30 protein-coding genes are annotated in these 20,716 nt (G+C 57.6%); all 30 read right to left on the bottom strand.

Translation table 11 applies throughout. From position 1 onward, the window contains the following. Nucleotide 1: 1 nt before the first annotated feature. Complete coding sequence (gene rpsK, locus ACWHVV_RS01000) at nucleotides 2-388, bottom strand: 30S ribosomal protein S11 (protein ID WP_009099028.1); 387 nt, start codon at nucleotides 386-388, stop codon at nucleotides 2-4. A gap of 56 nt (nucleotides 389-444) precedes the next feature. Next, entirely contained in the window at nucleotides 445-801 is a 357-nt protein-coding gene (gene rpsM / locus ACWHVV_RS00995; protein ID WP_447927677.1) for a 30S ribosomal protein S13, read from the bottom strand. Between the two features lie 121 nt (nucleotides 802-922). Beyond that, on the bottom strand, nucleotides 923-1,036 hold the full coding sequence (gene rpmJ, locus ACWHVV_RS00990) for a 50S ribosomal protein L36 (protein WP_031384759.1): 114 nt from the start codon (nucleotides 1,034-1,036) through the stop codon (nucleotides 923-925). Nucleotides 1,037-1,130: 94 nt separating this feature from the next. Beyond that, complete coding sequence (gene secY / locus ACWHVV_RS00985; RefSeq protein ID WP_447527431.1) at nucleotides 1,131-2,462, bottom strand: preprotein translocase subunit SecY; 1,332 nt, start codon at nucleotides 2,460-2,462, stop codon at nucleotides 1,131-1,133. Then, complete coding sequence (rplO, locus tag ACWHVV_RS00980) at nucleotides 2,463-2,897, bottom strand: 50S ribosomal protein L15 (RefSeq protein ID WP_447927676.1); 435 nt, start codon at nucleotides 2,895-2,897, stop codon at nucleotides 2,463-2,465. Nucleotides 2,898-2,900: 3 nt separating this feature from the next. After that, complete coding sequence (gene rpmD, locus ACWHVV_RS00975; protein WP_252105875.1) at nucleotides 2,901-3,083, bottom strand: 50S ribosomal protein L30; 183 nt, start codon at nucleotides 3,081-3,083, stop codon at nucleotides 2,901-2,903. 5 nt (nucleotides 3,084-3,088) lie between these two features. Further along, nucleotides 3,089-3,589 carry a 30S ribosomal protein S5 gene (rpsE, locus tag ACWHVV_RS00970; protein WP_447527429.1) on the bottom strand — a complete coding sequence of 167 codons (501 nt, stop codon included), beginning with the start codon at nucleotides 3,587-3,589 and terminating at the stop codon, nucleotides 3,089-3,091. Between the two features lie 11 nt (nucleotides 3,590-3,600). Beyond that, nucleotides 3,601-3,951: a 50S ribosomal protein L18 gene (rplR, locus tag ACWHVV_RS00965; RefSeq protein WP_447527428.1), complete on the bottom strand. Its 351-nt coding sequence runs from the start codon at nucleotides 3,949-3,951 to the stop codon at nucleotides 3,601-3,603. Nucleotides 3,952-3,960: 9 nt separating this feature from the next. Then, a complete protein-coding gene (rplF, locus tag ACWHVV_RS00960) occupies nucleotides 3,961-4,491 on the bottom strand; it encodes a 50S ribosomal protein L6 (RefSeq protein ID WP_447927675.1) in 531 nt (176 codons plus the stop codon). Between the two features lie 9 nt (nucleotides 4,492-4,500). Then, entirely contained in the window at nucleotides 4,501-4,893 is a 393-nt protein-coding gene (gene rpsH, locus ACWHVV_RS00955; RefSeq protein WP_447527426.1) for a 30S ribosomal protein S8, read from the bottom strand. A 32-nt stretch (nucleotides 4,894-4,925) separates the two neighbouring features. Then, nucleotides 4,926-5,231: a 30S ribosomal protein S14 gene (gene rpsN / locus ACWHVV_RS00950; RefSeq protein ID WP_447927674.1), complete on the bottom strand. Its 306-nt coding sequence runs from the start codon at nucleotides 5,229-5,231 to the stop codon at nucleotides 4,926-4,928. A 10-nt stretch (nucleotides 5,232-5,241) separates the two neighbouring features. Then, nucleotides 5,242-5,781, bottom strand: coding sequence for a 50S ribosomal protein L5 (gene rplE / locus ACWHVV_RS00945; RefSeq protein WP_447527424.1), 540 nt, complete (start codon nucleotides 5,779-5,781; stop codon nucleotides 5,242-5,244). 18 nt (nucleotides 5,782-5,799) lie between these two features. Then, a complete protein-coding gene (gene rplX, locus ACWHVV_RS00940) occupies nucleotides 5,800-6,114 on the bottom strand; it encodes a 50S ribosomal protein L24 (RefSeq protein WP_447527423.1) in 315 nt (104 codons plus the stop codon). Between the two features lie 14 nt (nucleotides 6,115-6,128). Beyond that, the gene (gene rplN, locus ACWHVV_RS00935) at nucleotides 6,129-6,500 is read right to left on the bottom strand and encodes a 50S ribosomal protein L14 (RefSeq protein WP_252105868.1); all 372 of its coding nucleotides are present in this window, start codon (nucleotides 6,498-6,500) and stop codon (nucleotides 6,129-6,131) included. A 49-nt stretch (nucleotides 6,501-6,549) separates the two neighbouring features. Next, entirely contained in the window at nucleotides 6,550-6,810 is a 261-nt protein-coding gene (rpsQ, locus tag ACWHVV_RS00930; RefSeq protein WP_447929105.1) for a 30S ribosomal protein S17, read from the bottom strand. Between the two features lies 1 nt (nucleotide 6,811). Further along, a complete protein-coding gene (gene rpmC, locus ACWHVV_RS00925; RefSeq protein ID WP_007111999.1) occupies nucleotides 6,812-7,003 on the bottom strand; it encodes a 50S ribosomal protein L29 in 192 nt (63 codons plus the stop codon). Beyond that, complete coding sequence (gene rplP / locus ACWHVV_RS00920) at nucleotides 7,003-7,416, bottom strand: 50S ribosomal protein L16 (protein WP_252105866.1); 414 nt, start codon at nucleotides 7,414-7,416, stop codon at nucleotides 7,003-7,005. The genes rpmC and rplP overlap by 1 nt, the downstream gene beginning before the upstream one ends. Nucleotides 7,417-7,431: 15 nt before the next feature. Continuing rightward, the gene (gene rpsC, locus ACWHVV_RS00915) at nucleotides 7,432-8,136 is read right to left on the bottom strand and encodes a 30S ribosomal protein S3 (RefSeq protein WP_252105865.1); all 705 of its coding nucleotides are present in this window, start codon (nucleotides 8,134-8,136) and stop codon (nucleotides 7,432-7,434) included. 11 nt (nucleotides 8,137-8,147) lie between these two features. After that, complete coding sequence (rplV, locus tag ACWHVV_RS00910) at nucleotides 8,148-8,480, bottom strand: 50S ribosomal protein L22 (RefSeq protein ID WP_009723900.1); 333 nt, start codon at nucleotides 8,478-8,480, stop codon at nucleotides 8,148-8,150. Between the two features lie 18 nt (nucleotides 8,481-8,498). Further along, nucleotides 8,499-8,774 (bottom strand): 30S ribosomal protein S19, encoded by a 276-nt coding sequence (gene rpsS / locus ACWHVV_RS00905; protein WP_072824351.1) that lies wholly within the window; start codon nucleotides 8,772-8,774, stop codon nucleotides 8,499-8,501. A gap of 33 nt (nucleotides 8,775-8,807) precedes the next feature. Then, entirely contained in the window at nucleotides 8,808-9,638 is an 831-nt protein-coding gene (rplB, locus tag ACWHVV_RS00900; RefSeq protein WP_447927673.1) for a 50S ribosomal protein L2, read from the bottom strand. Between the two features lie 17 nt (nucleotides 9,639-9,655). Next, entirely contained in the window at nucleotides 9,656-9,952 is a 297-nt protein-coding gene (rplW, locus tag ACWHVV_RS00895; protein WP_447527421.1) for a 50S ribosomal protein L23, read from the bottom strand. Further along, nucleotides 9,949-10,554 (bottom strand): 50S ribosomal protein L4, encoded by a 606-nt coding sequence (gene rplD / locus ACWHVV_RS00890; protein ID WP_447527420.1) that lies wholly within the window; start codon nucleotides 10,552-10,554, stop codon nucleotides 9,949-9,951. Before rplD ends, rplW begins: the two co-directional genes overlap by 4 nt. A 15-nt stretch (nucleotides 10,555-10,569) precedes the next feature. Next, complete coding sequence (gene rplC / locus ACWHVV_RS00885; RefSeq protein ID WP_447527419.1) at nucleotides 10,570-11,208, bottom strand: 50S ribosomal protein L3; 639 nt, start codon at nucleotides 11,206-11,208, stop codon at nucleotides 10,570-10,572. A 147-nt stretch (nucleotides 11,209-11,355) separates the two neighbouring features. Beyond that, nucleotides 11,356-11,667 carry a 30S ribosomal protein S10 gene (gene rpsJ, locus ACWHVV_RS00880; RefSeq protein ID WP_009098983.1) on the bottom strand — a complete coding sequence of 104 codons (312 nt, stop codon included), beginning with the start codon at nucleotides 11,665-11,667 and terminating at the stop codon, nucleotides 11,356-11,358. Between the two features lie 158 nt (nucleotides 11,668-11,825). Further along, nucleotides 11,826-13,019, bottom strand: a complete 1,194-nt coding sequence (tuf, locus tag ACWHVV_RS00875; protein WP_447527418.1) for an elongation factor Tu — start codon at nucleotides 13,017-13,019, stop codon at nucleotides 11,826-11,828. 29 nt (nucleotides 13,020-13,048) lie between these two features. Beyond that, entirely contained in the window at nucleotides 13,049-15,172 is a 2,124-nt protein-coding gene (gene fusA, locus ACWHVV_RS00870; protein WP_447527417.1) for an elongation factor G, read from the bottom strand. Between the two features lie 160 nt (nucleotides 15,173-15,332). Beyond that, nucleotides 15,333-15,803, bottom strand: coding sequence for a 30S ribosomal protein S7 (gene rpsG, locus ACWHVV_RS00865; RefSeq protein WP_447927672.1), 471 nt, complete (start codon nucleotides 15,801-15,803; stop codon nucleotides 15,333-15,335). Nucleotides 15,804-15,919: 116 nt separating this feature from the next. Then, nucleotides 15,920-16,294, bottom strand: coding sequence for a 30S ribosomal protein S12 (rpsL, locus tag ACWHVV_RS00860; protein ID WP_447927671.1), 375 nt, complete (start codon nucleotides 16,292-16,294; stop codon nucleotides 15,920-15,922). A 201-nt stretch (nucleotides 16,295-16,495) separates the two neighbouring features. Then, nucleotides 16,496-20,710 carry a DNA-directed RNA polymerase subunit beta' gene (gene rpoC, locus ACWHVV_RS00855; RefSeq protein ID WP_447927670.1) on the bottom strand — a complete coding sequence of 1,405 codons (4,215 nt, stop codon included), beginning with the start codon at nucleotides 20,708-20,710 and terminating at the stop codon, nucleotides 16,496-16,498. Nucleotides 20,711-20,716 lie beyond the last annotated feature (6 nt).

Below are 20,716 nucleotides of genomic sequence, written 5' to 3'. Positions count from 1 at the left end.
CTTAAACGCGGCGTTTCTTAGGCGGACGGCAGCCATTATGGGGAATGGGCGTCGCGTCTACGATGCTTTGCACGCGGAAGCCGGCGGCGTTCAGTGCGCGCACGGCGGATTCACGGCCGGGGCCGGGGCCCTTGACCAGCACGTCTACGTTTTTCACACCATACTCGGCTGCAGCAGTCGCTGCACGTTCACTCGCTACTTGAGCTGCGAACGGGGTACTCTTACGAGAACCTCGAAAACCCGAACCACCGGCAGTTGCCCAAGAAAGCGCATTGCCCTGGCGGTCTGTGATCGTCACGATCGTGTTGTTAAAAGAGGCATGGATGTGCGCAACGGCGTCCACTACCTGCTTTTTAACCTTTTTACGGTTACTACGCGGGTTAGCCATGTTGATGTCTATTCCTGTCTTAACGCCGGTTCTGCCTTAGTTACAGAACCTGCGTATTATTTGCGGATCGGCTTACGCGGGCCCTTACGGGTACGCGCGTTAGTCTTGGTCCGCTGACCACGCAGCGGAAGACTACGACGATGACGCAGACCACGGTAGCAACCCAGGTCCATGAGACGCTTAATGTTAAGCGTGACATCACGGCGAAGGTCGCCTTCTACGGTGTACTTGCCAACTTCAGAACGCAGGGTATCGACTTCTTCAGCCGAAAGTTCCTGGATCTTGGCAGTATGGGCGATACCAGCAGCGTCACAGATGTGAGCGGCGCGGGTACGGCCAATCCCGAAGATATAGGTCAGCGAGATCGCCGCATGCTTGTTGTCCGGGATATTGACGCCTGCAATACGGGCCATCAGCTTACTCCGAAATTTGAGCGGCTTGCTCGTTTGTTCATCTTTAAAAGGCGCAACAGCATACCCCTTTTACTGCCCTAAGGCAAGGGGTATGCGACGCCCGCTTAAAACAGCGAGGGGATTAGCCCTGACGCTGTTTGTGCCGCGGTTCGGTGCAAATAACGCGGACAGCGCCATTGCGACGAATGATTTTGCAGTTACGGCACATCTTCTTTACGGAAGCTCGAACTTTCATCGTTCTTTCTCCAAAAACGGCTCGCGGCACGTCCGGGGTGTTTGGCCAGGGGGTGTCGAAACACGCGCCTGGCCAAATGCCTGGGAGGCAGTGCTTAGCGCACTATGCCACCGCTACCGTAGCCTTTCAGGTTGGACTTCTTCATCACCGAGTCATATTGATGCGACATGAGATGCGACTGCACCTGAGCCATGAAGTCCATGATGACCACTACCACGATCAGAAGGGACGTGCCGCCAAAGAAGAACGGGACGTTCCAGGCAACGATCAGGAACTGGGGCATCAGGGAAACTGCAGTGATATACAGGGCACCGAACAGAGTGAGACGTGTCATCACTTTGTCGATATAGCGAGCGGTCTGCTCGCCGGGACGAATACCCGGCAGGAACGCACCTGACTTTTTCAGATTGTCAGCTACATCCTTGGGATTGAAGACCAGCGCTGTGTAAAAGAAGCAGAAGAATACCACTGCCGCCGCAAAAAGCAAGATGTAAAGCGGCTGGCCGGGGCCAAGCGCTTGCGATGCACGCTGCAGCCACTCCATTCCTTCACCGGCACCGACCCACTGCCCGATCGACGCCGGGAAGAGAAGGATGCTGGAGGCGAAAATAGCCGGAATGACACCGGCCATGTTCACTTTCAGGGGAAGGTAACTGCTTTGGCCCGCATACATCTTGTTGCCGACCTGGCGCCGTGGATAGTTCACCTTCAAGCGGCGTTGGCCACGTTCGATGAATACCACGAATGCCACGGTGGCGATCCCTAGCACTGACAGCGCTAACAGCGGAAGAACATTCCAGGCCCCTTCGTTGCGGGCAAGCTCGAAAGCCTGACCCACGGCGCTGGGTAGCCCGGCGACGATCCCGGCAAAGATCAACAACGAAATGCCGTTGCCGATACCCTTCTCGGTGATCTGCTCACCTAGCCACATCATAAACACCGCGCCGGAGACGAACGTCACCACGGCAGTGAAGTAGAAGCTAAAGTCAGCGCTGTAAGCGATGCCTTGGCTAGCCAGGCCCACGGACATGCCGGTGGCCTGGATAAACGCCAGTATCACCGTGCCGTAGCGGGTGTACTGACTGATCTTTCGGCGGCCGGACTCGCCCTCTTTCTTGAGTTGCTCAAGCTGAGGGGAGACCGCAGTCATGAGCTGCATGATGATCGACGCCGATATGTAGGGCATGATGCCCAAGGCGAGAACACTCATACGCTCCAGCGCACCACCCGAGAACATGTTGAACATGCCCAGGATGGTGCCCTGCTGCTCCCTAAACAAGGCAGCAAGCTGGTCAGGATTGATACCGGGAACGGGAATATGGGCACCGATACGGTACACCACGATGGCGAGGAGCACGAAGCGCAAACGCGCCCATAGTTCACTCAGACCGCTGCCCGTCGCCGGCATGTTTCCTGACTTGGCCATTTAGTCCTCTACCTTGCCGCCAGCGGCTGCGATCGCGTCACGGGCACCTTTGGTGACCTTGAGACCGCGAACGGTAACCGCTTTATTCAATTCGCCAGAAAGAATGATCTTCGCAAACTGCGTAGCATTCTTCAGCACATTGGCTTGCTTTAAGGTTTCGAGAGTGACTTCGTCACCCGCGACCTTGGAAAGCTCGGCCAGGCGTACTTCTTCAGAGACCAGCGACTTCGCCGACGTAAAGCCGAACTTCGGCAGACGACGTTGCAGCGGCATCTGACCGCCTTCGAAACCAGGCTTGACGGTACCGCCACTGCGAGATTTCTGACCTTTGTGGCCACGGCCACCGGTCTTACCAAGACCGGAACCGATACCACGACCAACGCGCTTTTCAGCGTGTTTTGAGCCCGGAGCCGGGCTTAAGGTATTAAGTTTCATGGATTACTCTCCCTCAACGCGCACAAGGTAAGTTACCTTGTGGATCATGCCGCGTACGGCAGGGGTGTCTTCCAGTTCAACCGTATGACCGATGCGACGCAGGCCCAGACCTTTCATGGTCGCCTTATGCTTGGGCAAAACGCCGATGGTGCTGCGGACCTGGGTAACCTTGATCAAAGCTGCCATGGTGCTTACCCCGTAATCGCTTCGACAGACAGACCGCGCTTGGCGGCCACGTCGTCCGGTGATTGCATGGAGGAGAGACCTTTAACAGTCGCTCGCACCACGTTAACCGGGTTGGTGGAACCGTAGCACTTGGCCAGTACGTCGTGGACACCGGCGAGCTCCAGTACGGAGCGCATGGCGCCACCGGCGATGATGCCGGTACCTTCAGACGCCGGCTGCATGAATACCTTGGAAGCGCCGTGACGCGCTTTCACCGGGTACTGCAGCGTTTGGCCTGCAAGGTTTACCTTGACCATGTTGCGACGCGCCTGATCCATCGCTTTCTGGATCGCGACCGGCACTTCACGCGCCTTGCCACGACCAAAACCGACACGACCATTACCATCACCAACGACGGTCAGCGCGGTGAAGCCGAAAATACGACCACCCTTGACCACCTTGGCGACGCGGTTGACCTGCACGAGTTTTTCTTGCAGATCACCGCCTTGCTGTTCGTTCTTCGCCATCGTAAAACCCTTTAGAATTCCAGGCCGCCTTCACGAGCGGCGTCGGCCAGAGCCTTGACGCGACCGTGATACTTAAAGCCAGCACGATCGAAGGCCACCTGGGTGATGCCTGCTTCTTTAGCGCGCTCGGCAATCAAAGCGCCAACTTTGGAAGCGGCTTCTGAGTTGCCCGTCGCACCTTCGCGCAGTGCCTTGTCCAGCGTAGACGCGCTGGCCAGCACTTGGCCACCATCCGGCGAGATAATCTGCGCATAGATGTGACGCGGCGTACGGTTGACGCACAGGCGATACACGCCCAGCTCGCGGATCTTGGCGCGAGCGCGGCGGGCACGACGGAGACGAGATTCTTTCTTCGCGTTCATAACCCTGCCTTACTTCTTCTTGGCTTCTTTGCGACGCACCTGCTCGTCGGCGTACCGGACACCCTTGCCTTTATACGGCTCGGGGGGACGGAAGGCGCGGATCTCCGCGGCGCACTGACCAAGTGCCTGTTTGTCCGCGCTTTTCAGCACGATCACGGTATTCTTCGGCGTTTCCGCTGAGACACCTTCAGGCAGTTGATAGTCGACCGGGTGCGAGAAGCCCAGTGAAAGATTGAGCGTCTGGCCTTTCGCTTGAGCGCGATAACCGACGCCAACAATTTCGAGAGTCTTCGTAAAGCCCTCGGATACGCCCGTCACCAGGTTCTGAACCAGGGCGCGGGTTGTACCGGCCATTGCCCAGCTCTTGGCATTTTCACTCGGGGCGAAGGTCAGCTGGCCATCTTCTTGACCGATCACCACGTCGCGGTGAAGGGGCATTGACAGCGTGCCCTGGCCGCCCTTGGCGGTCAGCTGGTCGTCGTTGATTTTGATTTCAACGCCGGCAGGCACTTTAACCGGATATTTCGCTATGCGGGACATTCCAGCCTCCTAGAATACGGTGCAGATGACTTCGCCACCGACGCCAGCCTGGCGCGCGGCACGATCGGTCATGACACCATTGGAGGTGGTGACAATCGCGATACCCAGACCATCGGCGACCTTGGGAAGATTGCTCTTGCCCTTGTATTGACGCAAAGACGGCTTGGAGACCCGCTGAATATGCTCAATAACCGGCTTGCCCTCAAAGTACTTGAGCGCCACGGTCAGCGTCGGCTTAACGCCTTCGGCAACCGAAAAGTCGGTAATATAGCCTTCTTCTTTTAGCACGCGGGCCACTTCCACTTTCAACCTGGAGGACGGCATGACTGCCGTCTCCTTGGTGGCCATCTGCGCATTGCGGATACGGGTAAACATATCCGCTAGAGTATCTTGCATGCTCATTTAATGTGCGCTCCTGATGATTCTACGTGGCGTTACCAGCTGGACTTCTTCAGACCAGGGACGTCGCCACGCATGGCGGCTTCACGCAGCTTGTTACGGCCGAGACCGAACTTGTTGTAAAAACCGTGCGGACGGCCGGTGATGCGGCAGCGGTTAGTCTGACGCACCGGGCTCGAGTCGCGCGGCAGTTGCTGCAGCTTCAGCGTTGCCTCGAAGCGCTCTTCCTCGGACGTGTTCACGTCCGAGATGACCTTCTTGAGTTCAGCGCGCTTGGCGGCATACTTCTCTACCAGCTGAGTGCGCTTGAGCTCACGTTCTACCATGCTCTTTTTAGCCATGATCCAACCCTTATTTCTTGAACGGGAAGTTCAGCGCCGCTAGTAGCGCGCGACCTTCCTCGTCGGTGTTGGCGGTAGTGGTGATGGTGACGTCCAACCCGCGGATACGATCGATTTTATCATACTCGATCTCCGGGAAGATGATCTGCTCACGCACACCCATGGAGTAGTTGCCACGACCGTCGAAGGACTTCGGGTTGAGACCACGGAAGTCACGCACGCGAGGAATCGCGATGTTCACCAAACGGTCCAGGAAGTCCCACATACGCTCGGCGCGCAGTGTTACTTTGATACCGATTGGCCAGCCTTCGCGCACCTTGAAGCCCGCGATGGACTTGCGTGCCTTGGTCACCAGCGGCTTTTGACCGGAGAGCTTCTCCAGATCACCGATGGCATTGTCGATCAACTTTTTATCGTTGACCGCGTCGCCGACACCCATGTTCAGCGTCACTTTCGTGATGCGTGGTATCTGCATTACGTTGGCGTAGCTAAACTGCTCTTTGAGCTGAGCCACTACCTCGTTTTGATAACGTTCTTTCAAGTTCGCCATTGTGCTACCCGACTCGCGTTAGGCGTCGATCTGCGTCTGCGTCGACTTGTAGATACGTACCTTGGTACCGTCTTCCTTCACCTGGAAGCCGACGCGATCCGCCTTACCGGTCTCCGAATTGAAGATGGCTACGTTGGACGCGTGAATCGGAGCCTCACGCTCGACGATACCGCCCTGATTTCCCGCCATGGGATTGGCTTTGGTGTGACGTTTGATCATATTCACACCGGACACCAGAAAGCGGTTTTCTAATACCCGCTTAACGGTGCCACGCTTGCCTTTATCCTTCCCGGCGATGACGATGACTTCATCGTCACGTTTGATCTTTTGCATATTCGCCTCGCTCCTTACAGCACTTCAGGCGCTAAGGAAATGATCTTCATAAACCGCTCATTACGCAGTTCACGAGTGACCGGACCGAAAATACGGGTGCCGATCGGCTGTTCGTTGGTGTTGTTCAACAAAACCGCCGCATTTCCATCGAAACGAATAAGCGACCCGTCGTTACGACGGACACCGCTGCGGGTGCGAACGACCACCGCCTTGAGGACCTGGCCTTTTTTGACCTTGCCCCGCGGGATAGCCTCTTTCACCGTTACCTTGATGACATCACCTACGCGAGCGTAGCGACGGTGTGAACCGCCTAGCACCTTGATGCATTGCACCCGGCGCGCTCCGCTGTTGTCGGCGACATCCAGCATTGTCTGAGTCTGAATCATCGGTTTTCTCCAAACCTAATCTGACTGCACTGGTTGGAAGACCAGGGGATCAACCCTTGGCCTGCTCGACCACCTCGACCAGCGTCCAGGCTTTCTTCTTGGAAAGCGGACGGCACTCCTCAATGGAAACCGTATCGCCTGCCTTTGCCTGGTTCGCCTCATCATGGGCGTGCAGCTTGGTGGAGCGCTTAACGTATTTTCCGTAGATCGGGTGGCGCTCACGACGCTCGATCATGACGACGATGGATTTCTCCATCTTGTCGCTCACCACCTTACCGGTGAGCGTACGTGCTTTTTTCTCTTCGGCCATCTCAATCACCTGCCTTCTCGTTGAGCAAAGTCTTCACACGGGCGATATCCCGACGGACCTGCTTGAGCAGATGAGTCTGGCTCAGTTGGCCAGTGGCCTTCTGCATGCGCAGGTTAAACTGCTCGCGGAGGAGCTCGAGGAGCTGCTCTTGGAGCTCTCCTGCGGACTTTTCACGAATTTCTTGAGCTTTCATCACATCACCGTCCGTTTTGCAAAGGTGGTGGACAAGGGCATCTTCTGTGCGGCCAGATCAAATGCTTCACGGGCCAGCTCTTCGGATACGCCTTCAATTTCGTACAGGACCCGACCCGGCTGGATCTGGGCTACCCAGTACTCAACAGACCCCTTACCTTTACCCATACGAACTTCGAGTGGCTTCTTGGAGATCGGCTTGTCCGGGAATACGCGGATCCAGATCTTACCGCCACGCTTGACGTGACGTGTGATCGCACGACGGCCGGCTTCGATCTGGCGCGCAGTGATGCGGCCGCGACCGGTAGCTTTCAGGCCATACTCCCCGAAGCTGATCTTGCTTCCGCGATGCGCGAGGCCACGGTTGCGGCCTTTCTGCATCTTGCGGAATTTCATACGCTTGGGCTGTAACATCGACTCGCTCTCCCCTTATCTGGAACCTTTCTTCTTGGGCGCGTTGCCGGAAGGCTGTTGCTGCTTGGCCTTGGCACGTACTTCCTCGATACCGCCGAGGATTTCACCCTTGAAGATCCACACTTTGACGCCGATAACGCCATAGGTGGTGTGAGCCTCAAATGTGGCGTAATCGATATCAGCACGCAGGGTATGCAGCGGAACGCGACCTTCGCGGTACCATTCGGTACGTGCGATTTCGGCGCCACCCAGACGACCTGACAGCTGAATCTTGATACCGCCAGCCCCCAAACGCATGGCGTTCTGTACCGCGCGCTTCATCGCACGACGGAACATCACGCGACGCTCAAGCTGGCCGGCAACGTTCGCGGCGACGAGCTTGGCATCCAGCTCCGGCTTGCGAACTTCTTCGATGTTCACGTGAACCGGAACACCCATCATCTCGGTAAGATCGCGACGCAGACGGTCGACATCTTCACCTTTTTTACCAATCACGATACCCGGACGGGCAGTGTGAATGGTGATGCGGGCATTGTTCGCAGGGCGCTCGATATGGATATGGCTAACGGAGGCGTTTTTCAGACGCTCTTCCAGGAAGCTGCGCACTGCGAGATCGTTATTGAGCTTATCGGCGTAAGCGCCGCGCTCGGCATACCAGACAGAAGCATGGTCTTTGACAATGCCCAGTCGAATGCCTATTGGATTGACTTTCTGACCCATCTGGTCGACTCCTACTTCTCGGCTACCTTGACGGTGATGTGGCAGGTGCGCTTCAAGATACGATCCGCACGGCCTTTGGCGCGCGGCTTGATACGCTTGAGCGTCATGCCCTCATCGACGCAGATGGTCGAGACACGCAGCTCGTCGATGTCCATGCCGTTGTTTTCTTCCGCATTCGCGATGGCGGACTGAAGCACTTTCTTAACCAGCTTGGCAGCCTTCTTCGGGGAGAAGGTCAGCAGGTCAATAGCTTCGGCAACCGGTTTACCGCGCACTTGGTCAGCCACCAAACGGGCCTTCTGTGCGGATAAAGCAGCGCCACTCAGCTTAGCTGTGACTTCCATCTCTCAATCCTCTCTGGCTTACCGTTTGGCTTTCTTATCCGCCGCATGACCGCGATATGTGCGGGTAGCAGCGAATTCGCCAAGTTTATGACCCACCATTTCCTCGGAGACGTGCACCGGGACATGCTGGCGTCCGTTATGGACCGCGATGGTGAGACCTACCATGTTGGGCAGAATCATCGAACGACGCGACCAGGTCTTGATCGGTTTGCGATCGTTCTTTTCTACTGCCGTCTCGACCTTCTTCAAAAGATGAAGGTCGATAAATGGACCTTTCTTCAGTGAACGTGGCACAGCCGTTACCTCTTAATGTCTTGGCAATTTAGATCAACGCGTCTTGTTACGACGACGTACGATCAGCTTGTCGGTGCGCTTGTTCTTACGCGTCTTGTGACCCTTGGTCGGAATACCCCAAGGAGAAACCGGATGACGACCACCGCTGGTGCGGCCTTCACCACCACCGTGCGGGTGGTCTACCGGGTTCATCGCGACGCCGCGAACAGTCGGACGCACGCCTCTCCAGCGCTTCGCACCGGCCTTGCCAAGTTGACGCAGGCTGTGCTCGGAGTTGCTCACTTCGCCCAGGGTCGCGCGGCACTCGGCCAGGATCTTACGCATTTCGCCAGAGCGAAGACGTAAGGTGGCGTAGTTACCTTCACGCGCAACCAGCTGTGCGCTAGTACCGGCACTGCGAGCAATCTGCGCGCCTTTACCCGGCTTCAGCTCGATACCGTGAACGGTAGAACCGAGCGGGATATTGCGCAGCGGCAAGGCATTGCCTTTCTTGATGGGCGCGTTAACACCGGATTCCAGCACGTCACCCGCGCTGACACCTTTCGGTGCGATGATGTAACGACGCTCGCCATCGGCATACTTCAGCAGCGCAATGTGCGCACTACGGTTCGGATCGTGCTCAAGACGCTCAACGGTGGCGGGAACGCCATCCTTGGTGCGTTTGAAATCGATCAAACGGTAGTGCTGACGGTGACCACCGCCCACGTGGCGGGTGGTGATGCGACCGTAGTTGTTACGGCCACCGGACTTGGACTGTTTTTCCAAAAGCGGCGCATAAGCGCGGCCCTTGTACAGCTGCTCACCAACGATCTTGACGACGTGGCGGCGACCGGCGGATGTGGGTTTGGTCTTGACGATTGCCATTATCCGTACTCCTGCCCTTATTCGGCGCCAGAGAAGTCTTCGAGCGTTTCGCCCGCAGCCAGGGTCACATACGCTTTGCGGTAACCCTTACGCAGGCCAACACCATGAGCAGTACGCTTGGTTTTCCCCTTGACGTTCAAAACCTGAACACTGCCGACTTTCTTGTCGAATAGCGCTTCAACGGCTTTTTTGATCTCGGGCTTGGTAGCATCAGATGCCACCTTGAAAACGTACTGGTTGCGCTCGGCGGCCGACGCGGCCTTTTCGGTCACGTGCGGTCCAAGCAGAACCTTGAATACGCGTTCCTGGTTCATGCCAGCTTCTCCTCGAATTTACGCAGGGCGGAGACGGTGATCAGGACCTTATCAAAGGCAACCAGGCTCACCGGATCAGCTGCCGCGACATCCACCACGCTCACGTGGGGAAGATTACGCGCGGCTAAATAGAGCGTTTCGTCGATTTCATCGGTGACGATCAACACTTTTTCAAGGTTGAGCTCTTTTAGCTTGGCAGCGACCTGCTTGGTCTTGGGCGCGTCTACGCTGAACTCTTCAACCGCAACCAGACGTTCCTGGCGTACCAGCTCAGACAGGATGGAGCGCATCGCCGCACGGTACATCTTGCGGTTAACCTTCTGGGAGTGATCCTGCGGACGTGCCGCGAAGGTTACGCCGCCACTGCGCCATAGCGGAGAGCGGATGGTGCCGGCACGTGCGCGACCGGTACCTTTCTGACGCCACGGCTTTTTACCACCGCCACGGACGTCGGAACGATTCTTTTGAGCGCGGGTGCCCTGACGGCCACCTGCCAAATAGGCAGTAACGACCTGGTGGACCAGCGCTTCGTTGAATTCTTTGCCAAAAGTGGCGTCGGCTACTTCAACGGTACCCGTGCCTGCAGCAAGATTCAGATTCATTGGTAATTATCCCCTTCAGCCAGCTTTCACGGCGCTGCGAACGATGACGTCGCTACCGGTTGCACCCGGAACAGCACCTTTGATTAGCAGCAGGTTACGCTCGGCATCGACACGGACGATTTCAAGGCTCTGCACGGTGCAGCGGGCGTTACCCATCTGACCGGCCATTTTTTTGCCTTTAAATACGCGACCCGGGGTCTGACACATGCCGATAGAACCCGGCGCGCGGTGCGACAGGGAGTTACCATGGCTGTTGTCTTGGGTACGGAAGTTCCAGCGCTTAACAGCACCCTGGAAGCCTTTACCCTTAGAGGTGCCGGTCACATCGATCATTTGACCAGCTTCGAAGAGGGATACGGTGAGTTCGCCACCCACTTCCGGAACGTCCTCACCTTCTGCAAGGCGGAATTCCATCAGTGAACGACCAGCCTCAACACCCGCCTTGGCAAACTGTCCAGCTTGCGCTTTGGTGAGGTGCTTGGCCTTGCGAGAGCCGGTGGTAATCTGAACCGCTGCGTAGCCGTCGGACTCGACGGTTTTTACGCGTGTAACACGGTTAGGATCCACTTCAATAACGGTTACGGGCACGGATGCGCCGTCTTCGGTAAAGACACGGGTCATCCCGGCCTTTTTACCGACTAAACCGATAGTCATACTCAGTCTCCTATAGTGTACGGGGCTATCACCCGCTATGGCTGCCCTTTCCAGAGCATTCCACTAGCACATTGTATGGCGCCATCCCGGCGCGGCGGCTGCTGATCAGTTAATCGATGATCGCTGGGCCGCAAGTGTCTAGTGTGATTAGTCGAGCTTGATTTGCACGTCGACGCCAGCGGCGAGGTCGAGCTTCATCAGCGCATCAACAGTTTTCTCGGTCGGCTCAACGATGTCGAGCACGCGCTTGTGCGTACGAATCTCATACTGGTCACGCGCGTCCTTGTTGACGTGCGGTGAAATCAGGATGGTGTAGCGCTCGCGGTTGGTCGGCAGCGGGATCGGCCCACGGACCTGAGCACCAGTACGCTTAGCGGTTTCTACGATTTCCGCTGTGGACTGATCGATCAGGCGATGGTCGAACGCTTTCAACCGAATGCGAATCTTTTGGTTCTGCATTTGCCCTAAACTCCAATGGATGTCGACGGCGCGAGCCGTCTACCCACGCATTCAAAGGATGCGCATTATATGCACCTCAAGAGACAGTGTCAAACATTTGCTCTTGATGCGCAGAAAAGGGGGCTCATGAGAGCCCCCTTCGTCATTCAGCTAAAAACTTACTGAACGATCTTGGCTACGACGCCGGCACCAACGGTACGGCCGCCTTCGCGAATCGCGAAGCGCAGGCCTTCTTCCATGGCGATCGGCGCAATTAGGGTAACAACCATCTGGATGTTGTCGCCCGGCATAACCATTTCAACGCCTTCCGGCAGTTCACAAGTACCGGTTACGTCGGTGGTACGGAAGTAGAACTGCGGACGATAGCCCTTGAAGAACGGCGTGTGGCGGCCGCCTTCGTCTTTGGACAGCACGTAGACTTCGGCTTCGAAGACGGTGTGCGGCTTGATGGAGCCCGGCTTGGCCAGAACCTGACCACGCTCGACGTCATCACGCTTGGTACCACGCAGAAGCGCACCGACGTTCTCGCCTGCACGACCTTCGTCGAGCAGCTTACGGAACATCTCAACACCGGTAACGGTGGTTTTGGTGGTGTCTTTCATGCCGATGATTTCGACTTCTTCACCCGCTTTAACGAGACCACGCTCTACACGACCGGTAACAACGGTACCACGGCCAGAGATAGAGAATACGTCCTCGATCGGCATCAGGAACGGCTGATCGATCGCACGCTCCGGCTCCGGGATGTAGGCGTCAAGCGCTTTGATCAGCTCGGCAACGGCGGTAGTACCCATGCCGTTGTCGTCTTTACCTTCCAGCGCCATCAGCGCGGAACCGGTAATGATCGGCGTGTCGTCGCCCGGGAAGTCGTACTGGTCGAGAAGCTCGCGAACTTCCATTTCAACCAGTTCGAGCAGCTCTGCGTCATCGACCATGTCCGCTTTGTTCAGGAACACGACGATGAACGGAACGCCAACCTGACGAGACAGCAGGATGTGCTCGCGGGTCTGCGGCATGGGGCCGTCAGCGGCGGAACATACCAGGATCGCGCCGTCCATCTGCGCAGCACCGGTGATCATGTTCTTGACGTAGTCGGCGTGTCCCGGGCAGTCGACGTGCGCGTAGTGGCGCACTTCGGACTGATATTCAACGTGAGACGTTGCGATGGTGATACCGCGCTCGCGCTCTTCAGGAGCGTTATCGATGGTATCGAACTCACGCCAGTCACCGCCGAAAACTTCAGCAGACACGCGCGTCAGGGCCGCTGTCAGAGTCGTTTTACCGTGGTCGACGTGACCGATGGTGCCGACGTTGATATGCGGTTTGGAACGTTCAAATTTTTCCTTAGCCACTGCTATAACCTCTTTACGTTAGCTAACGGTTAACCGTTTTGGTTGATGACGGCTTCAACGACGCTGTTGGGCGCCTCATCGTACTTCGCGAACTCCATGGAGTAGCTCGCACGGCCCTGGGTCTGAGAGCGTAGATCGGTTGCGTAACCGAACATCTCACCCAGCGGCACCGTTGCACGGATGATCTTACCGGAAGAGGAGTCATCCATGCCCTGCACCAAGCCGCGACGACGGTTCAGGTCGCCCATGACGTCACCCATAAAGTCTTCGGGGGTCACGACCTCGACCTTCATCACCGGCTCCAGCAGCACGGCCTTGGCCTTCCTGGCACCCTCTTTGATCGCCATGGAAGAAGCAATCTTGAACGCAGTCTCGTTAGAGTCCACGTCGTGGTAGGAGCCGTCGAACAGCGTAACCTTGACGTCGATCATCGGGTAGCCCGCGATGACACCATTTTTCAGCTGCTCGTAGGCACCCTTCTCAACCGCAGGGACGTACTCCTTCGGAACCACACCGCCCACGATTTCAGAGACGAATTTGAAGAAGATTTCATCATCGCCTTCGCCTTTCTCTTCAGCAGTCAGCGGCTCGATACGCAGGTAAACGTGACCGAACTGACCACGACCACCGGATTGGCGTACGAACTTGCCTTCCTGCTCGACGCTGCCGCGAATGGTTTCGCGGTAGGCGACCTGCGGCTTACCGATGTTGGCTTCTACCTTGAACTCGCGACGCATACGGTCAACGAGAATGTCCAGGTGAAGCTCGCCCATACCCGAAATGATGGTCTGGCCGGTTTCTTCGTCGGTCTGCACGCGGAAAGAGGGGTCTTCCTGGGCCAGCTTGCCCAGTGCCACGCCCATTTTTTCCTGGTCCGGCTTGGATTTCGGCTCAACTGCTACCGAGATAACCGGTTCCGGGAATTCCATGCGCTCGAGCACGATCTTGTGGTCGATATCGCACAGAGTGTCACCCGTGGTGACGTCTTTCAGGCCGATACATGCCGCGATATCGCCAGCACGCACTTCCTTGATCTCTTCACGCGAGTTGGAGTGCATCTGTACGATACGGCCCACACGCTCTTTCTTCGACTTAACGGAGTTGAAGACACCGTCGCCAGAGTTCAGAACGCCCGAGTAAACGCGAATGAAGGTCAACGTACCAACGAAGGGGTCGGTGGCGATTTTGAACGCCAGCGCCGCGAACGGTTGATCGTCGTCGGCTTCACGGGTCTCGATGGTGCCGTCTTTGTCGTCCAGCTCACCTTCGATCGGCTTGACTTCGGTGGGTGACGGCATGTATTCGATAACGCCGTCCAGCACCGCCTGTACGCCCTTGTTCTTGAACGCGGAACCACAGGTAACCAGCACGATCTCGTTGGCCAGGGTGCGCGCACGCAGACCCGCCTTGATCTCTTCGATGGACAGCTCGCCCTCTTCGAGGTACTTGTCCATCAGCTCTTCAGAGGCCTCAGCAGCAGACTCGACCATCTCTTCACGATACTTCTCGGCGGTCTCCTGGAGATCGGCCGGGATATCGACGAGGTCGTAGTTCATGCCCTTGTTTTCTTCGTCCCACAGAATCGCTTTCATCTGGATGAGATCGATGACGCCTTTGAAGTCTTCTTCCGTGCCCCAGTTGATCTGGATCGGCACGGCGTTGGCACCCAAACGCTCTTTGAGCTGATCGAGAACCATGAAGAAGTCAGCGCCGGTACGGTCCATCTTGTTGACGAAGACCATGCGCGGAACTTCATACTTGTTGGCCTGGCGCCATACGGTTTCCGTCTGCGGCTGAACGCCGGAGGAACCACACAGTACGACGACCGCACCATCAAGAACACGCAAGGAACGCTCGACTTCGATCGTGAAGTCAACGTGTCCGGGGGTGTCGATGATGTTGATGCGGTGCTCGTCGAACTGCTTGCTCATGCCCTGCCAGAAACAGGTCGTCGCAGCTGAGGTGATAGTGATACCACGCTCCTGCTCCTGCTCCATCCAGTCCATGGTCGCGGCACCGTCGTGCACTTCACCCACTTTGTGGGAGAGGCCGGTGTAGAACAGTACGCGCTCGGTTGTCGTGGTTTTACCCGCGTCAACGTGGGCCACGATACCGATATTGCGATAACGCTTTAGTGGAGTCTTGCGTGCCACGGTGAAACTCCCGTTAGTTGGCGATGCTCGTTAATAAAGCTGCGACTTTTTTTATGCCACCGCCGCCATCAGCGGATAGCGGCGGAGAGTTGCAGCGGCGTCACACAGCGTGTGGCGCGTGCAACGGGGCATAAAAAACCCACACTTGGCAGCGCCGAGCTTAGAAACGATAGTGAGAGAAGGCTTTGTTGGCTTCTGCCATACGATGCACGTCTTCACGCTTCTTAACTGCAGAGCCTTTGCCTTCTGCGGCATCCAGCATTTCGCCTGCCAGGCGTTGAACCATCGTTTTTTCACCGCGGCGACGCGCAGCGTCTACCAGCCAGCGCATTGCGAGCGCCTGACGACGTGACGGGCGAACTTCGACCGGCACCTGATAGGTCGCACCACCTACGCGGCGCGACTTGACTTCGACCATCGGCTGGATGGTTTCCAGCGCCTTGTCGAAGATTTCCAGCGGCTCTTCATTACTACGCTCGGCAACCCTGTCCAACGCACCGTATACGATGCGCTCAGCTACGGACTTCTTGCCGCTGGTCATCAGGTGGTTCATGAACTTCGCCAGACGCTCACTTCCGAACTTCGGATCCGGCAGGATTTCGCGTTTGGCTACAACTCTTCTTCTAGGCATGATAAGCCCTCGTTTAAGGATCCTTCAGGTAAACCCGGGGCTTATAGTCGCCTTTTGGCGTCGCCCGACCTTACTCTTATCAGACCAGCAAATTCGTATTAAAGAGACCGCGAGTCTTAGGACTTCGGCTTCTTGGTACCGTACTTGGAACGACCCTGACGACGGTTCTGAACGCCAGAGGTATCAAGGGCGCCACGAACGGTGTGATAACGCACACCGGGCAAATCCTTAACACGACCGCCGCGGATCAGAACGACCGAGTGTTCCTGCAGGTTGTGACCTTCACCACCGATGTAGGAAGCGACTTCGAATCCGTTGGTCAGGCGCACACGGCAAACCTTACGCAGGGCCGAGTTCGGCTTCTTCGGGGTGGTGGTGTAAACGCGCGTACATACGCCGCGCTTTTGCGGACAAGCCTGAAGCGCGGGCACGTCACTTTTGGTGACGGGGCGCTTGCGCGGCTTGCGCACTAGCTGATTAATCGTTGCCATGGTGTTTAGCTGACTCCAATGGTTGCCTTGGCCTTTTTCGTGGTCGCGGGCGCACCCACCCCACTGTTAAAGGCTGCGCATTCTAATGGCTGGCCATGGGTTGCGTCAAGTCTTGCCGGCATTTTCGCCGGCAAGACCGCCTCCCAAAGGCCAGCCGCCTGGTACGTGGCTAACGCCATTCGATGCTGATCAAAGGCTTTCTTAAAGCTCGTCGTCAGTATCGAGGGCGGTTAGCTGTGCACCCAGCTCCTGTTCAACCTCGGTCGCCGAGGGATTGAACTGGCGCTCGACGTCTTCGCGCTTGCGACGACGCTCGGCGTGGTGGGTCAGACCGGTACCTGCCGGAATCAGACGCCCAACCACCACGTTTTCTTTCAAGCCGCGCAGGTAGTCGCGCTTGCCCGTTACCGCGGCTTCGGTGAGTACCCGCGTGGTTTCCTGGAACGAGGCCGCGGAAATGAACGACTCGGTCGCCAGGCTCGCCTTGGTGATACCCAGCAGCAGGCGGTTGCACTTGGCCGGGAACTTGCCCTCTTTCTCAAGGCGAACGTTCTGCTCGAGCACGCGTACGAGCTCTGCCTGGTCACCGGTGATGAAGTCGGAATCACCCGAATCGGTGATCTCGACCTTGCGCAGCATCTGACGCACGATTACTTCGATGTGCTTGTCGTTGATGCCCACGCCCTGCAAGCGGTAAACGTCCTGTACTTCGGCCGTGATGTACTTGGCGAGTTCCGCCACACCCAGAAGACGCAGGATGTCGTGCGGATTGCTCGGGCCATCGGAGATGACTTCGCCCTTCTCGACGGTCTCGCCTTCGAATACCGCGATCTGACGCCATTTCGGAATCAGCGCTTCGAACGCATCGCCGGTTTCCGGGGTAATCGTCAGACGACGCTTGCCCTTGGTCTCTTTACCGAAGCTCACCACACCGCTGATTTCGGCAAGGATCGCGGACTCTTTCGGCTTACGCGCCTCGAACAAGTCAGCAACCCGCGGCAGACCACCGGTGATGTCCTTGTTACCCGACGCTTCGACCGGAATACGGGCCACGACCTCACCGACACCGATGCTCGCGCCGTCGTCGGCGGAGATGATCGAGTTACCCGGCAGCAGGTATTGAACCGGCGTATTGGAGCCGGAAACCGACACGTACTCGCCAGCGGCGTCCTGCAGCATGACCATCGGGCGCTTGTCGCGACCAGCCATCGGGCGTGCCGCGGACTCGATCACCTCGATAGAGGAAAGACCGGTCATCTCGTCGACGGAGCGGTGCATGGTGACACCCTCGTCAAGATCGATGAACTGCGCCTTACCTTCTACTTCGGCCACGATCGGGTGGGTGTGCGGATCCCACTTGGCCACGGTAGCGCCGGCATCGACGACGTCGCCGTCGCGTACCGAAAGCTCGGCACCATAAGGCAGCTTGTAGTACTCGCGCTCACGGCCGTGGTCGTCGGCGACGGCCAGGGCACTGGAGCGTGATACCACGACCAGCTTGCCGTCGGCGCGCTCGACGTGCTTGATGTTGTGCAGGCGTACCTTACCGCCGTGCTTGACCTGAACGCTGTCCACCGCAGATGAACGCGAGGCCGCGCCACCGATGTGGAAGGTACGCATGGTCAGCTGGGTACCCGGCTCACCGATAGACTGCGCGGCGATGACGCCGACGGACTCACCGATGTTGACCTGGTGTCCACGGGCCAGATCGCGGCCGTAGCAGGACGAGCACACACCGTGCGCCGTGTCACAGGTAATCGTCGAACGCACCACGATCTCGTCGACACCCATGGTGTCGAGTGCGGCACACCAGGCTTCGTCGAGCAGGGTGTTACGCGCGATCAGCACTTCCTCGGTGCTCGGGTCGATGACGTCGAGCGCCACGACGCGGCCGAGTACGCGCTGGGAAAGCGGTACGATGATGTCGCCACCCTCGATGATCGGGTGCAGCGTCAGACCGTTCTCGGTGCCACAGTCGGTCTCGGTGATGACCAGATCCTGGGCCACGTCTACCAAACGGCGCGTCAGGTAACCGGAGTTGGCCGTTTTCAGGGCCGTATCCGCCAGACCTTTACGCGCGCCGTGGGTCGAGATGAAGTACTGAAGTACGTTCAGACCTTCACGGAAGTTGGCGACGATCGGCGTTTCGATGATCGAGCCATCCGGCTTGGCCATCAGACCCCGCATACCGGCGAGCTGACGAATCTGAGCCGCACTACCCCGGGCACCGGAGTCGGCCATGATGAAGACGCTGTTGAACGAGTCCTGCTCGACTTCGTTGCCATCACGGTCGATCACGGTCTCTTTCGAGATACCCGTCATCATCGCCTTGGCCACCTTATCGTTGGCCTTGGACCAGATATCGATGACCTTGTTGTACTTCTCGCCCGCGGTCACAAGACCCGAGGAGAACTGGTCTTCGATCTCTTTGACTTCGGCTTCCGCCGCGTCGACGATCTCGGTCTTGGCGTCCGGGATGACGAAGTCGTTAACGCCGATGGATGCACCGGACCAGGTCGCCAAACGGAAACCGGTATACATCAGCTGGTCAGCGAAGATGACCGTGGGCTTGAGCCCGGAGCGGCGGTACACCTCGTTGATCAACCCGGAGATCGCCTTCTTCTTCATCGGCTTGTCGATGAGCTCGAAAGGCACGCCTTCGGGCAGAATGCGGTACAGAAGCGCCCGGCCGACGGTAGTGTCGTAGATGGAGCGCTTGTCGCTACGCTCGCCGGTCTCTTCGTCGACGACGACCTCGTCGAGGCGAACCTTGACCCGGGCGTGTAGGGATACGGTTTGGGTACCGAAGGCGCGCTCGACCTCGTTGAGGCCGGAGAACACCATGCCCTCGCCTTTCGCGTTGATCTTCTCGCGGGTCATGTAGTAAAGACCCAGCACCACGTCCTGAGAAGGAACGATGATCGGCTCGCCGTTGGCCGGCGACAGCACGTTGTTGGTGGCCATCATCAGCGCACGGGCTTCGAGCTGGGCTTCCAGGGTCAGCGGTACGTGAACCGCCATCTGGTCACCGTCGAAGTCGGCGTTGTAGGCGGCACACACCAGCGGGTGCAGCTGGATCGCCTTACCTTCGATCAGAAGCGGTTCGAACGCCTGGATACCCAGACGGTGAAGCGTCGGGGCACGGTTCAAGAGTACCGGGTGTTCGCGGATGACATCGGCCAGGATGTCCCACACTTCCGGAAGCTCACGCTCGACCATCTTCTTCGCGGCCTTGATCGTTGAGGCAAAGCCCAGCGATTGAAGCTTGGAGTAGATGAACGGCTTGAACAGCTCGAGCGCCATTTTCTTCGGCAGACCACACTGGTGCAGGCGCAGCGTCGGACCCACGGTAATCACCGAACGGCCCGAGTAGTCGACACGCTTACCCAGCAAGTTCTGGCGGAAACGACCCTGCTTACCCTTGATCATGTCAGCCAGGGACTTCAGCGGGCGCTTGTTGGAGCCCGTGATCGCCCGACCGCGGCGACCGTTGTCCAGCAGCGCATCGACCGCTTCCTGAAGCATACGCTTCTCGTTGCGCACGATGATGTCCGGCGCGTTCAGATCGAGCAGACGCTTCAGGCGGTTGTTACGGTTGATCACACGACGATAAAGGTCGTTGAGATCCGAGGTCGCGAAGCGGCCGCCGTCCAGCGGTACCAGCGGACGTAGATCCGGCGGTAGAACGGGCAGCACTTCCATGACCATCCACGCCGGCGCATTGCCGGAGTGGTAGAACGCTTCCAGCAGTTTCAAACGCTTGGAAAGCTTCTTGATCTTGGTTTCAGAGTTGGTCTGCGGAATCTCTTCGCGCAGCGTATTGATCTCTTCTTCCAGATCGATGTCTTTGAGCAGTTCCTGCACCGCTTCGGCGCCCATACGGGCATCGAAGTCGTCGCCGAACTCTTCGAGCGCCTCGAAGTACTGCTCGTCGTTCAAGAGCTGACCACGCTCGAGGGTGGTCATGCCCGGATCGATGACGACGAAGGACTCAAAATAGAGCACACGCTCGATATCACGCAGCGTCATGTCCAGGAACATGCCGATACGTGACGGCAATGATTTCAAAAACCAGATGTGCGCAACCGGGGATGCCAGCTCGATGTGGCCCATGCGCTCACGGCGCACGGCGGCCTTGGTCACTTCGACGCCGCACTTCTCACAGATGATGCCGCGGTGCTTCATGCGCTTGTACTTGCCGCACAGGCACTCGTAGTCCTTTACCGGGCCAAAAATCTTGGCACAGAACAGCCCGTCGCGCTCGGGCTTGAACGTCCGGTAGTTGATGGTCTCAGGCTTCTTCACCTCGCCAAACGACCAGGAGCGAATCATGTCCGGCGACGCGAGTGTTATCTTGATCGCGTCAAACTCTTCGGACTGAGACTGCGATTTGAGTACTTTCACCAAATCTTTCATTGGACA

It is taken from the genome of Vreelandella sp. EE27, assembly GCF_968206495.1.
This window is presented reverse-complemented; position numbering and strand designations above follow the sequence as displayed.

What these genes read in the sequence shown, in the direction of transcription:
- rpsK (WP_009099028.1), bottom strand. Translation starts at nt 388, where the DNA reads ATGGCTAACCCGCGTAGTAACCGTAAAAAGGTTAAAAAGCAGGTAGTG.
- rpsM (WP_447927677.1), bottom strand. Translation starts at nt 801, where the DNA reads ATGGCCCGTATTGCAGGCGTCAATATCCCGGACAACAAGCATGCGGCG.
- rpmJ (WP_031384759.1), bottom strand. Translation starts at nt 1,036, where the DNA reads ATGAAAGTTCGAGCTTCCGTAAAGAAGATGTGCCGTAACTGCAAAATC.
- secY (WP_447527431.1), bottom strand. Translation starts at nt 2,462, where the DNA reads ATGGCCAAGTCAGGAAACATGCCGGCGACGGGCAGCGGTCTGAGTGAA.
- rplO (WP_447927676.1), bottom strand. Translation starts at nt 2,897, where the DNA reads ATGAAACTTAATACCTTAAGCCCGGCTCCGGGCTCAAAACACGCTGAA.
- rpmD (WP_252105875.1), bottom strand. Translation starts at nt 3,083, where the DNA reads ATGGCAGCTTTGATCAAGGTTACCCAGGTCCGCAGCACCATCGGCGTT.
- rpsE (WP_447527429.1), bottom strand. Translation starts at nt 3,589, where the DNA reads ATGGCGAAGAACGAACAGCAAGGCGGTGATCTGCAAGAAAAACTCGTG.
- rplR (WP_447527428.1), bottom strand. Translation starts at nt 3,951, where the DNA reads ATGAACGCGAAGAAAGAATCTCGTCTCCGTCGTGCCCGCCGCGCTCGC.
- rplF (WP_447927675.1), bottom strand. Translation starts at nt 4,491, where the DNA reads ATGTCCCGCATAGCGAAATATCCGGTTAAAGTGCCTGCCGGCGTTGAA.
- rpsH (WP_447527426.1), bottom strand. Translation starts at nt 4,893, where the DNA reads ATGAGCATGCAAGATACTCTAGCGGATATGTTTACCCGTATCCGCAAT.
- rpsN (WP_447927674.1), bottom strand. Translation starts at nt 5,231, where the DNA reads ATGGCTAAAAAGAGCATGGTAGAACGTGAGCTCAAGCGCACTCAGCTG.
- rplE (WP_447527424.1), bottom strand. Translation starts at nt 5,781, where the DNA reads ATGGCGAACTTGAAAGAACGTTATCAAAACGAGGTAGTGGCTCAGCTC.
- rplX (WP_447527423.1), bottom strand. Translation starts at nt 6,114, where the DNA reads ATGCAAAAGATCAAACGTGACGATGAAGTCATCGTCATCGCCGGGAAG.
- rplN (WP_252105868.1), bottom strand. Translation starts at nt 6,500, where the DNA reads ATGATTCAGACTCAGACAATGCTGGATGTCGCCGACAACAGCGGAGCG.
- rpsQ (WP_447929105.1), bottom strand. Translation starts at nt 6,810, where the DNA reads ATGGCCGAAGAGAAAAAAGCACGTACGCTCACCGGTAAGGTGGTGAGC.
- rpmC (WP_007111999.1), bottom strand. Translation starts at nt 7,003, where the DNA reads ATGAAAGCTCAAGAAATTCGTGAAAAGTCCGCAGGAGAGCTCCAAGAG.
- rplP (WP_252105866.1), bottom strand. Translation starts at nt 7,416, where the DNA reads ATGTTACAGCCCAAGCGTATGAAATTCCGCAAGATGCAGAAAGGCCGC.
- rpsC (WP_252105865.1), bottom strand. Translation starts at nt 8,136, where the DNA reads ATGGGTCAGAAAGTCAATCCAATAGGCATTCGACTGGGCATTGTCAAA.
- rplV (WP_009723900.1), bottom strand. Translation starts at nt 8,480, where the DNA reads ATGGAAGTCACAGCTAAGCTGAGTGGCGCTGCTTTATCCGCACAGAAG.
- rplB (WP_447927673.1), bottom strand. Translation starts at nt 9,638, where the DNA reads ATGGCAATCGTCAAGACCAAACCCACATCCGCCGGTCGCCGCCACGTC.
- rplW (WP_447527421.1), bottom strand. Translation starts at nt 9,952, where the DNA reads ATGAACCAGGAACGCGTATTCAAGGTTCTGCTTGGACCGCACGTGACC.
- rplD (WP_447527420.1), bottom strand. Translation starts at nt 10,554, where the DNA reads ATGAATCTGAATCTTGCTGCAGGCACGGGTACCGTTGAAGTAGCCGAC.
- rplC (WP_447527419.1), bottom strand. Translation starts at nt 11,208, where the DNA reads ATGACTATCGGTTTAGTCGGTAAAAAGGCCGGGATGACCCGTGTCTTT.
- rpsJ (WP_009098983.1), bottom strand. Translation starts at nt 11,667, where the DNA reads ATGCAGAACCAAAAGATTCGCATTCGGTTGAAAGCGTTCGACCATCGC.
- rpsG (WP_447927672.1), bottom strand. Translation starts at nt 15,803, where the DNA reads ATGCCTAGAAGAAGAGTTGTAGCCAAACGCGAAATCCTGCCGGATCCG.
- rpsL (WP_447927671.1), bottom strand. Translation starts at nt 16,294, where the DNA reads ATGGCAACGATTAATCAGCTAGTGCGCAAGCCGCGCAAGCGCCCCGTC.
- rpoC (WP_447927670.1), bottom strand. Translation starts at nt 20,710, where the DNA reads ATGAAAGATTTGGTGAAAGTACTCAAATCGCAGTCTCAGTCCGAAGAG.